Below are 10,913 nucleotides of genomic sequence, written 5' to 3'. Positions count from 1 at the left end.
CTCGATGATCCGGTCGAGATCGAAGGCCTTGCGGTCGAGCACTTCCGAGATCGGGATGGCGCAGTTCTGGGTGCGGTGGACCTTGGCGTAGGGGTTGATGGCGCGGATGCGCGCCTCGACCTCGTTCAGCTCTGCCTCGTTCACGAGATCGATCTTGTTGAGGATGATCACGTCCGCGAAGGCGATCTGGTTCTTCGCCTCCGGCGCGTCCTTCAGCCGGTCGGAGAGCCACTTGGCGTCGGCGACCGTCACCACGGCGTCGAGGCGGGCGGTGTCGGACACATCCTGGTCCATGAAGAAGGTCTGGGCCACCGGAGCGGGGTCCGCGAGGCCGGTGGTCTCGACGATGATGGCGTCGAACTTGCCCTTGCGCTTCATCAACCCGTCGAGAATGCGGATCAGGTCGCCGCGCACGGTGCAGCAGATGCACCCGTTGTTCATCTCGAACACTTCCTCGTCGGCGCCGACGACGAGTTCGTTGTCGATGCCGATCTCGCCGAACTCGTTGACGATCACGGCATATTTCTTGCCGTGCTGCTCGGTGAGGATGCGGTTGAGAAGGGTGGTCTTGCCGGCGCCGAGATAGCCTGTGAGGACGGTGACGGGAATTTTGTCGGTCATGGAGCGGCTCCGAATCTCGAGTTCTTCCTGCAGGGGAGCGCAGGCGCGCCCCGAGGTGAGATGATGGTGCCCGCGTGGAGATGGTCGAAGGTTCGCCCCAACTCCTTGCCATGCGAGTACCTCTCGTCTTTGGAGGGAGAATGCCCGTGGATCAGCTCGATAGAGCTCCCTGGGAGGCGTTCACATTGTTGCGGATCATATCGATGTACGTGCTGGCCGGGCCACTTTGGTCGGAGAGGACATCGGAGAAGAGGGGGCCGCAAATCCTCGCACCCGATTCCCTGGAGATCTGCTCGATCAGCCGCGGATCAGAGATGTTCTCGACGAACGCCGCCGTAATGTGTTCGGTCTTTATCTGCTTGACGATCTTAGCCACATCCGCCGCCGAGGCCTCCCCTTCCGTCGAGACCCCCTGGGGAGCAACGAAGTCGATGCCGTAGGCGTGCTCGAAATACCGAAAGGCGTTGTGGGAGGTGAGAATCTTGCGTCGCTCGGGCGGGATCTTGGCAACGCGGGCCTTTACCTCGGCCTCGAGCATATCGAGTTTGGTGAGGTAGCTCTTGGCATTGTTCTCGTAGGCTCCCTTGCCAGCAGGATCGGCCCTGATCAGCCCGTCGCGGATGTTCGCGACATAGATCTTGGCATTTGCCACGTCCTGCCACGCGTGTGGGTCAAGGTTGCCATGGTCGTGGCCAGCATCACTGTGCTCGCTCTTGCTATGGTCATGCTCCTCCTCTCCGTTGATCGCCTTGACGTTAGTGCTGGCGATCACGAGCGATGCCGTGCTGCCGGAGGATTTGACGAGGCAGTTGATCCAGTCGTCGAACCCGAGTCCGTTGACGAAGATGATCTTAGCATTGGCGACCTTTGTCGCGTACGCTGTCGGCGGGGGGAAGACGTGGGCGTCCCCGTTGGGACCGACGAGTGTCATCACCTCGACGCGATCGCCGCCTACCTGGTGCACGAGATTCCCTAGGATCGAGAATGAGGCGATTGCCTTGAGCTTTGATGCTTGTGCTAGGGCCAGGATGCCGGAGAGGACAAAGGTGATCGATGCCAGAGCGGCAAGGGCAGAGCGACGACTGATCATAAGATGTCCTTTCAAAGGTTCCTGATCGAAAAGAAGGGCCTCAGGTGGCACAAAGGCCATTGGTGTCGACGGCGGTGTTCTGGAACTGAAAGGCATGGGATCGGCTCCAGTCCGCGAGGCGACGCCTAACCCGAGCCTCGGTAAGAAGCCGATGAACCCGCTCCTGTGTGCAGTTGAGGTTGGGCGGGGCAGCAGCCTCACAGTCCGTTTTTGCAAAATTCATGCGAAACCACCTTGACGTATATTATACAGTACTTATTACGTATAGTATACTATCCGTGATGCAGCCGCAACGCCCAAAGCTGGAGACTGCCATGATATCTGCTCCCTGCCGCGCGCTCGGCGCCGTGCTTTCCGGGTTCATCGGCATCGGCGAGTCCACCCGGCTCGATCAAGTGCTTAACAGCCGCAAGCGCCGCAACGTGGCGGTAATCGTCCGTCACATGCGCGAGGTGAACATTGATGCCGATCTGATTCGCGAGAGCGGCGCCAATCTCGCCCGCATGGATGAGAAGCTGGTGGAGATAGCTAATGGCTGCGTCTGCTGCACGCTGCGCGGCGATCTCCTGGTCGAGGTGCGGTGCCTAAGAGACGAGGGCCGGTTCGACTACCTCTTGATCGAAGGAACCGGGATCGCCAGGCCCATGCCGGTGGCGAGTACATTCTCCTTCCGTGACGAGGACGTGAACAACCGCTCTGATGTGGCCCGTCTAGGTACCATAGCGCCCGTCGGGGACGCCGCCCATCTGCTAAAGGACTGCAGGTCCAACGACTTCCCGCGGGATCGCGGCGAAACGTCAGGCGAGGCCGACGAAGACACCCTCGTGCATCCGTTCTTGGAGCAGATGAAGTTTGCAGAGGTCGTCATCCTCAACAAGGTCACAGAGGTTACACCTGAAGCGCTCGATCTCGTGCACGAGGTTGTTGTAGCCCTCAATCCAAGTGACCGCATCATTGAGACCGCCTCCGGGCAAGTGGGTCTCTCCGATATCTTCAATACCAAGTTGTTTGATGAGGGGAAGAGGCAGCAGCATCCGCCCTGGTCCAAGGAGCTATACGGCCATGCCGAGCATTTGCCGGAGACGGAAGATTACGGCATTCAAAATTTCGTCTACCGAACACGGTGTCTGTCTCACCCCGAGAGGTTCCGCGCGTTCATCAACGCCACATTGCCGGGGCTAATCCGGGCCAAGGGGCTTTTCTGGCTCGCTACGCGGCCAAGATGGGTCGTCGAGTTCTCGCCTGCAGGCGCTACCGTACGCATGATGGCTACGGGCCATTGGTGGAGCGCGATTCCCAAACAGCACTGGCCTGATCACCCCGAATGGAGACGCCCTCTGGGGCGACCGGCGCCAAGAGCTGGTGTTGATCGGGACTGGCATGGATGAATCTGCCATTCGTGCGGTGCTTGATGACAGCCTGATCGCAGCGTTAACAGCGACGCAGTTCGATCCCGATGCTTATCGGCAACTGCGTGATCCCTTCCCATTATGGGGGAAAGCTGATGCAGCCTGAACTCGATATCCGTCCTGAATCCCATCACAGAATGTGCGTCGAGGAGAGGCTGACGCGGCAGACCCTCCAGTTCCGACCGATCGGCATCCTGCCGCGAGCGCTCGATCCGGTTGTAGCCGCTGGACTCGACGCGTTGCCGGTGCATCGTCTCCCGCGATTGCGGCTCGAGGGTGATCTCCAGACCTTACAGCGCGAGGTGCAGTTGCGCTTGGCAAAAGCCGGGATCGGCGCGGATTGGCTGGCGGAGTGGCTCGGCAATGACCTGAGCTTCCTCGGGCTGATGTTCTCTCAGCTCACAGGAGCTCAGCGTCTGTGCCTGCGCCTCAAGGTCACCGAGAATGATGTCTGCCGCAACTTCCATGTCGACAATGTGCGCTACCGGCTCGTCACCACTTATCGCGGTTCCGGCACCGAGTGGGTGCCACCCCATGCTCTCATAGCACTCCCGCCGAGCTCGCCAATCCCAAGCGGCCAAGTCAGACAGCTTGAGCGGGGATGGATTGCCATTATGCGCGGATGTTGCGGCGCAACGGCGGGCCATCCCGGTGTTCTGCACCGCTCGCCGGCGATCGACGGACAAGACATCGCCAGGCTCTCCCTTGCGATCAACGAAGCCCCTCGTCCGTCCTGATCCACAACCAAGGAGAGCTTCATGAACAGACGTCTCAGGCTTGCGCTGGCTCTCGGATACTCTCTCGTCGTCCTCAGTGGCGTTGCCTGGGTCCACGAGGCTTCACAGCGGGGGCGCTCCCCAGTGTCCTCGGTGTGCGACCTTTCAGGCACCGGAGCCAAGCCGATTAGAGCTTAGAGGAGTCAACAGTTCGTCCCAACGTGCACGTTCTTCCACATGCTTCGCTACCGTACAATCAGGCACAGATCTTGCAACCGTCCTATGTAGCCGTCCCTGCCCGTCATAGCCACCTTCAGCCCATCCCGGCATCGTGGAGCCTGAAAATGAATCAGCCCCTTCTCGCCAGTGTCGCCAGCGGAGCCTTTGTCGCCGTACTCGCCCTGGGCGCATCCTCTCCTGAAGCATGCGCTCAACTATCTGCGACGTCGGCGCCGTCGCCCGCGATGAGCCAGCAGGAAGTCAAGGAACTGCGCAAGATCGCGAACGATGCCTTCAAGCCGATTCCTTCCATGGTGCCCGAGGTCAAGGGGAATCCCGTCACCCGCGAAAAGGCCGAGCTCGGCCGCATGCTGTGGTTCGACCCGCGCCTATCCGCCTCCGGTATCCTGAGCTGCAACTCCTGCCACAATCTGGCGGCGGGCGGCAGCGACAACGTTGAGACCTCCATGGGCCATGGCTGGCAGAAGGGGCGGAGAAACTCGCCGACTGTGCTCAATTCAGTGTTCAACGCAGCGCAGTTCTGGGACGGACGTGTCCAGGACCTGCGCACACAGGCCAGGGGGCCGATCCAGGGCGCCAGCGAGATGGCAGCCTCCCCCAAGCACGTCGTCAACGTGCTCAAGAGCATCCCCGAATACCAGAACCGCTTCAGGGCCGCCTTCTCCGGAGAGAACGACCCGGTCACCTTTGACAATCTTGCCAAGGCGATTGAGGCCTTCGAGGCGACTCTGATCACGCCGGCCTCACGGTTCGACCAGTTTCTGGAGGGCAATGTGGCCGTTCTGAACGACCAAGAGAAGCACGGGCTCAAGCTTTTTATGGAGACCGGCTGCACGGCCTGTCACCGCGGCATCAATCTCGGTGGGCAGGACTATTTCCTGTTTGGCGCGGTAGAGCGCCCAGGCCGCGAGGTTCTGCCTCCCGAAGACAAGGGCCGTTTCGCTGTGACCAGGACCACCAGCGACGAATACGTCTTCCGTGCGGTACCGCTGCGCAATGTCGAGCTGACCGCCCCCTACTTCCACAGCGGCAAGGTCTGGAACTTGGAGCGGGCGGTAGCAATCATGGGTGTAGCACAGCTCGGCAAGGAGCTGACTGTTCAGGAGACGAGCGACATCGCTGCCTTCCTGCGCACCCTCACAGGCCAGCAACCTCGCATAGAGCTACCTGTCCTGCCGCCAAGCACGGAGCAGACGCCGCGGCCCGAGCCGCTAGTCAAGAACTCGCTGGAGCAAGGCGACGCGGTCGGGAGGCAGAACAGCCTGCGCTGACTGATCCCGGCCCAACCGACGGCCCCTACAACGCCTCTAGGTGCCGCGCGACCGACTGTTGAGAGAGTAGCTTGGGTGAGGCAGCCCTCAGCCGATGCAAGACCCTGATCGGTCGAGGCTGCAGGCACGGGCGTTTATGAAGCGCGTTGCCGTGGCAGCGGCAGGCAGAAGCGACCAGTGCCGGAAAGGGCAGGGTGAGTCCAATCTGTTCCTCAGCGGTTGTCCATTCAGGAAATGGTTGGAACATGACGCTCTGATGTCCGCTGTCAACGATTTTGACGCAACGATCCCGCCGCTGCGGAGAGCGGGCCCGTATCGATGAACACGCAGAGGTGGGAACGAGACCTGAAGGCCGTCGGTGATCAAGCTCTGATGCGCGGATTGGCTACCGCATTCCCGAGTGTGCGTCCGGGGCTGGTCCGATCTTACAGCGGGCGTCGATCCATGGTCGGCCACAAAGCGTTTGACGGGCTTTTCCCCTGCCGTGTCCCGCCCCCGCCTCTGCATGAGAAGGAGATGTTGCCGCTGGGGCAGATCAGGCGGGTTGGACCTCCCGGGCGACCGCCCACATGAAGCCGGCGAGCTCGCGAGCGACGGCCGTGCACACCACCGTTGACTTCTTGCCCCGTCGACTGAGGGCTCGATAGCGGGCGCTCAAACGCGTCTGAGCCTTCCAGGCGATCTCGCGCACCTTCGGTGTCGTCGCTTCCAGCCGGTAGAGTTTGACTGTGCCGATGCGCGGCGGGTGCCGATAGGTCCAGGCGCTTTCCACCAGCATGTGCCGAACCCGACCGTTCCCGGCCTTGGTGATGCCGCCGCGCCGCACCGTTTCGCCGGTCGAACGCTCACTCGGAACCAGGCCCAGATAGGCCATGAGCTGACGAGGGTTCTCGAAGCGGCTGACATCCCCAACCTCGGTGACGAAGGTCACGGCGACAACCAGATCGATGCCGCGCAACGCTTGCAGGGCCCGCACGAGCGGTGCCAGAGACCAATGAGGCAGGAATTCTGCAATCGTCTGCTCGAGCCGCTCCACCCGTTCCTTCGCCAGCCGCACGGCTTCGACCCTCTCCTGCAGGACGATCTGGTGAGCGGGATGATCGAAGGTCTGCTCCTGCAGCCAGCGCAGGTAGCGCATGGTCCAGCCTGTCTTGCGTGGGTAGACGCGCCCATGCTTGAGCATGAAGGCACTGACCTGCTGGCGATGCACCCGCAAGCTCTCGACCGCCGCAGCGCGGGCGCGGACCAGGTCGCGCATGGCTTCGTGACCTTCATCGGGGACCCACACCGCCGTGAGCTCGCCGGCCCGCAGAAGTTTGGCCAAGGCGATTGCATCGCGCCGGTTGGTCTTGACCCGATCGCCGGGCTTGCGCGGAATGAGTGAGGGGGCATCAACTGCGCAGGGATAGCCGAGGCTGGTGATGAGCCGGTGCAGGCCATAGCCGGTCGGGCCAGCCTCGTAGCAGAAGTGGACGAAGTCATACTTGGACGCCAAGCGCTTCACGAAGCGCCGCATGCTCTCTGCGGAAGCATCGATCTCTCCCAGGTAGCGAACTTCACCGCCCAGTTCGCCATCAGCGACCGCAACGGCATTGCGCGCTTTGGCGACATCGATTCCGACGAAAACTTCCGTAGACTGTACCATGGCTCGTCCTCCTGCGGTGAGGATCGGCTCGGACCACCCGAGCAACCCTCGGAGGCGCAGAGTAGGGCGAGCCTCTTCCTCAACACAGGCGGACATACGGTCTTAAAGGCGGGCATGGGCTCTTTTTTGTAGGGCACCTCTGCTGCCTTGGTATCTGTCTTCACTGTTGAGCCGGTAGACATGTCACGATAGACTACCCTGAAAGTATTCAACAATCACTGCCCGCATATCCTTACGATTGAGACAGGGTCGTCGCGGCCTAGCAGCCACTGCTTAACGTGAGGTCTTGTCCCCGAGACTCTAGCAGGCCATAGTTGCTGACAAAGCATAAGGGGAAGTGGCATGATGGCAGATCGTGATTTTGAACTGATGACGGCAGCGTTGGCTGAACTTGCCAAGCTCAAGCGCGCCGCGGAGCATTCGAGACATTTCTTAGGACTGCTCTATGACTCCGCTTTACAGGAGTGGGCAGAGCGGCTCGGGATGGACCCACTCCAGCTCAATCAGATTGTCCCCGAGCGCTGATCGGCCGAGCCCCGAGCCATCCCTTGATATTTGGCTCGTTCACCGCCAACTGATCGAAGAGATCCAGCTTCGCCTGTTCATCTGAGTCCTGAAGCTGGTCATCCTCCTGGCCCTGCTTGGTTTGATCACTGCGATCATGCCACAGACGCAAGGATTTATCCTGATTTGCCGCCGCTCAGCAGCATATCGGAGTGGCTTGAGTCCTTTACGCTCGCTCCTAAGCCAGTGATTGTAAGTGAGTCGGCCCTGAATAATGCGGCGGCACGAGGCGGGCGTTGGTTTCAGGCGGCTTGAGAAGTATCCGGTTGCGCGGATGAGATGATCAGAGCTGCCATGAGCCAGGCCACAAAAAGCCTGAGCCAGTTCAGGATCAGCCGCAGATTGTGCCCGGCGGCCACCAGCAGCGCATTGATGGCGTCGCCGGCGGCTCCGAGCAGGTGATTGCGTCCCAGTCGCCCGTCCGCCTTCATGTGTCCGATCATCGGCTCGATCGCCGATCGTCGCCTGAGTTCCCGTCGGATCGTCGGTGTGAGTCCCCGCCGCTGTCGCGTGATGAACACCCGATCCGTCTTGGCATAATCATGCCCGCGATAGCCCTGGTCGACATAAGCCCGCTCCGGCTCGACGCCTGTCAGCGCGATGACCTGGCCGATGGTGGCGTCCAACGTATGGCCGTCATAAGGATTGCCCTCCAGCGCCTTGGAGGCGAGCACGAAGCCTTCGCGGTTGGTCACCGCCAGTGCGACCTTGGAGCCAAACTCGTACGGGCGATGCGCCTTGCCCTTGGCGATGCACACCACCTCGGGCGCATGCAGGCTGTAGAGCTTGTTCTTGCTCGTGCGCTCCTGCACCAGCAGGCGCTCCACGAGGCCGAGCAGAGGAGCAAACCGGCGTGAGAGAACCTCATCCGCGGCGACTTTCCTGGCGACATCACGATAGACCCGGCCCAAATAGGTCTTGAGCCGCTTGAGCTCCCGCCGCATGCGCCGCATCTGACGGGCATGGGCGTAGCGGCCGACCTGCACGGCCGCGCGTTTGGCCAGGCGCGTGTGGGCCTGACGCAGCGTGAGGCCGCACTTCCTGGCCTGCCGCACCAGCGCCTGCAGGGCTTTGAGATACAGCTTGGCGTCGGTGGGATGGGTGATCGCCTTGGGCTGCACGGTGGTGTCGACGCTGATCCGCTCCAGGCTCGACGACCGCACCGCGCCGCTCTCCAGCCCGGCCTGGATCGTCGCCGCCAGCAGCGTCTCCAGTCCCTCCGGCCCGAGCCGCTTGCGCCAGCGCGTCAGCGAGCTCGGATCGCACGGCAGCTGATGCTGGAAATACTCGCAACCGCAGAACCACTGCCAGTACGGATTTTCGATCCAGCGCTGCACCACCGCTTCATCGGACAGGTTGAAGGCATGCTGGAGATACGACAGCCCGACCATCAGGCGCGTCGGCTTCGCGGGCCGCCCCAGGGGCCGATAGAAGCGGCCGAACTCCTGATCGAAGCTGTCCCAGTCGATCAAATCCGCCAGGCGGAACAACGCGTGGCGGGGATCGAGGATCTGGTCGAGACGGCTGCGGTAGAGATCGCCGGAGCTCGCTACTGTCGGCTTGGGTCCCATGGCAAAGCACCAGGTTTGAGCGGGTCCGTCCCCAGATGCTGGCATTTTACAATGCTTCGTGGCGACGAAGAATCCTTCTGTCCCAACAAGTTGTGGGTTATTTAGGGCCGACTAAGTGACTTGCCTCAGCTTAAAAGCACCTTCAGAGCCCATATCTCCGTTACGTTGACGATGCTCTTGCCCCTCGGTCTTTAGCACGTCATGCTTGGGCGAGCACCGGGCAGTCGAGGATAGCACCGTATTTGCGAGAGCCATTGGCGCACCGGGGGTAGTCTCTCAAGGATTCCGTTTAGCCCGTGATTGCGCTGACACGTCCCTGCCGGGACGCGGGGCGAGCCGTTCCGCTTGTTGGTATGCGCCGCTGATCTAGCGGAGTGCATTGTCCACATAGCAAGGCTCTTTCCGCGAAGCTCCATCATGCGGAGACGGCTGTTGAGCACATCGACGGCCCTGCACTGATGGAGCTTCTGGCGAGCGATGTGGCGCATGAGAAGACTCAACAATTCCAACAACGACGAGAAACACTACAAGCACGCATCCATATCCAGACATGTGTCTCTTGCTAGGCATACGGCCAGATGCGCTCCAGAGGATCCAATTTGAGCGAAGCGGAGGGCAGCGGCAGGCGCGCGATCGTGTCTCAGACGGGCAACGTCCACCCATCATGCCACTCCGCTTGTCCCTGGATCAGCACCGCGTGAGCGCTTGGCGCACTTCCATCGCGCCTGCGTCCGCTCGCGGAAGCGCTAACACAAAGACATAACGCGTTTCTGCCAGACATGCTGCAAACAGCCAAAAGCCATTGTAGCTCTTTTCGACAACGCTCGATAGGCCGCCGCACTCGGGCAGACCTGGATCGGTTAAACTTTCTGGCCAAACCGCACCTCGTCCCCCAGAGCTTGACACAGCCCCCGAATTGCAAGCCGAGATGCATCTACTGCATTCGTGCTCTGCGCCATTGGCACGCCCTTTGCAAAGTCCTCGTCGAACGGCCACCGAAATTGCCGACCGGATCCTTCAGGTCTGAGTAACCACACAATCAATGTGATAAAGGTAAGGAAAGCAACATGCCAGAGCCGCACCAACATACTGAGCCGAGAAGCGCTTTATCGCGCCCTGACGGTCAGCCCTTAACCTATCGAAAGTACGTCGCCGGCGCCCCACGGCGATGTTCGAACCCGAGGTTCGGGAAGGTTATGTTAGAGCTGACAGCAGGATATCCCATCAACGCAATAGGGAGAAGAAACAGCATGGCGCGTGTTGCATTGGTCACCGGCGGCACCCGCGGCATCGGTGCCGCGATTTCAAAAGGCTTGAAGGACGCGGGCTACAAGGTTGCCGCGAATTACGGCGGCAATGACGAAGCCGCCAATCGGTTCAAGACGGAGACCGGCATTCCGGTCTTCAAATTCGACGTTTCCGATGCAGCATCCTGCGAGAGCGGCATCAGGTCCGTCGAAGCCGAACTCGGCCCGGTCGACATCCTGGTCAACAACGCGGGCATCACCCGCGACGGCATGTTCCACAAGATGACCTACGATCAGTGGTCTGCCGTCATCCGCACCAATCTCGATTCCATGTTCACCTGCACGCGCCCCGTGATCGAGGGCATGCGCGAGCGCGGTTTCGGACGCATCATCATCATCTCGTCCATCAACGGCCAGAAGGGCCAGATGGGGCAGGCGAACTATTCCGCTGCGAAGGCAGGCGTGATCGGCTTCGCCAAGGCGCTGGCGCAGGAGAACGCCAACAAGGGCGTCACCGTCAACGTGATCGCGCCGGGCTA

At 61.1% G+C, this 10,913-nt stretch carries 8 protein-coding genes and 1 pseudogene; 5 read left to right on the top strand and 4 right to left on the bottom strand.

Annotated features, from left to right (window positions below; all coding sequences use genetic code 11):
* Both DDF70_RS33495 and DDF70_RS33490 read right to left on the bottom strand, forming a co-directional pair.
* The coding region (locus tag DDF70_RS33495; RefSeq protein WP_162820500.1) for a CobW family GTP-binding protein at positions 1 to 621 on the bottom strand (621 nt) is incomplete at its 3' end.
* Positions 622 to 772: 151 nt separating this feature from the next.
* Positions 773 to 1,711 (bottom strand): metal ABC transporter solute-binding protein, Zn/Mn family, encoded by a 939-nt coding sequence (locus tag DDF70_RS33490; protein WP_114948900.1) that lies wholly within the window; start codon positions 1,709 to 1,711, stop codon positions 773 to 775.
* 314 nt (positions 1,712 to 2,025) lie between these two features.
* Here DDF70_RS33490 and DDF70_RS33485 point away from each other — a divergent pair.
* From DDF70_RS33485 to DDF70_RS33475, 3 genes and pseudogenes are all read left to right on the top strand, one after another.
* A pseudogene (locus tag DDF70_RS33485) lies at positions 2,026 to 3,226 on the top strand (GTP-binding protein).
* Positions 3,216 to 3,857, top strand: coding sequence for a DUF1826 domain-containing protein (locus tag DDF70_RS33480; RefSeq protein WP_162820865.1), 642 nt, complete (start codon positions 3,216 to 3,218; stop codon positions 3,855 to 3,857). Before DDF70_RS33485 ends, DDF70_RS33480 begins: the two are co-directional and overlap by 11 nt.
* 443 nt (positions 3,858 to 4,300) lie before the next feature.
* The gene (locus DDF70_RS33475; protein WP_114948901.1) at positions 4,301 to 5,347 is read left to right on the top strand and encodes a cytochrome-c peroxidase; all 1,047 of its coding nucleotides are present in this window, start codon (positions 4,301 to 4,303) and stop codon (positions 5,345 to 5,347) included.
* Between the two features lie 535 nt (positions 5,348 to 5,882).
* Here DDF70_RS33475 and DDF70_RS33465 read toward each other — a convergent pair.
* The gene (locus DDF70_RS33465; protein WP_114948897.1) at positions 5,883 to 6,992 is read right to left on the bottom strand and encodes an IS110 family RNA-guided transposase; all 1,110 of its coding nucleotides are present in this window, start codon (positions 6,990 to 6,992) and stop codon (positions 5,883 to 5,885) included.
* 342 nt (positions 6,993 to 7,334) lie between these two features.
* Here DDF70_RS33465 and DDF70_RS33460 point away from each other — a divergent pair, with 342 nt between their 5' ends.
* Positions 7,335 to 7,517 carry a hypothetical protein gene (locus DDF70_RS33460; RefSeq protein WP_114948896.1) on the top strand — a complete coding sequence of 61 codons (183 nt, stop codon included), beginning with the start codon at positions 7,335 to 7,337 and terminating at the stop codon, positions 7,515 to 7,517.
* A gap of 281 nt (positions 7,518 to 7,798) precedes the next feature.
* Here the strand turns inward: DDF70_RS33460 and DDF70_RS33455 are convergent, their stop codons facing one another.
* Complete coding sequence (locus tag DDF70_RS33455) at positions 7,799 to 9,127, bottom strand: IS5 family transposase (protein WP_114948895.1); 1,329 nt, start codon at positions 9,125 to 9,127, stop codon at positions 7,799 to 7,801.
* A 1,250-nt stretch (positions 9,128 to 10,377) separates the two neighbouring features.
* Between DDF70_RS33455 and DDF70_RS33450 the strand changes: the two genes are divergently transcribed.
* Positions 10,378 to 10,913: SDR family NAD(P)-dependent oxidoreductase (locus tag DDF70_RS33450; protein WP_114948894.1), on the top strand; the 536-nt coding region annotated here is incomplete at its 3' end.

Source organism: Microvirga calopogonii, assembly GCF_003347665.1.
In the GTDB taxonomy this organism is placed as follows: domain Bacteria; phylum Pseudomonadota; class Alphaproteobacteria; order Rhizobiales; family Beijerinckiaceae; genus Microvirga; species Microvirga calopogonii.
The sequence above is the reverse complement of the archived record's forward strand: the minus strand, read 5'-3'. Positions and strand labels throughout refer to the sequence as shown.

Coding starts and splice junctions, on each gene's coding strand:
- DDF70_RS33465 (WP_114948897.1), bottom strand. CDS start 6,992: ATGGTACAGTCTACGGAAGTTTTCGTCGGAATCGATGTCGCCAAAGCG.
- DDF70_RS33480 (WP_162820865.1), top strand. CDS start 3,216: ATGCAGCCTGAACTCGATATCCGTCCTGAATCCCATCACAGAATGTGC.
- DDF70_RS33490 (WP_114948900.1), bottom strand. CDS start 1,711: ATGATCAGTCGTCGCTCTGCCCTTGCCGCTCTGGCATCGATCACCTTT.
- DDF70_RS33455 (WP_114948895.1), bottom strand. CDS start 9,127: ATGGGACCCAAGCCGACAGTAGCGAGCTCCGGCGATCTCTACCGCAGC.
- DDF70_RS33460 (WP_114948896.1), top strand. CDS start 7,335: ATGATGGCAGATCGTGATTTTGAACTGATGACGGCAGCGTTGGCTGAA.
- DDF70_RS33475 (WP_114948901.1), top strand. CDS start 4,301: ATGAGCCAGCAGGAAGTCAAGGAACTGCGCAAGATCGCGAACGATGCC.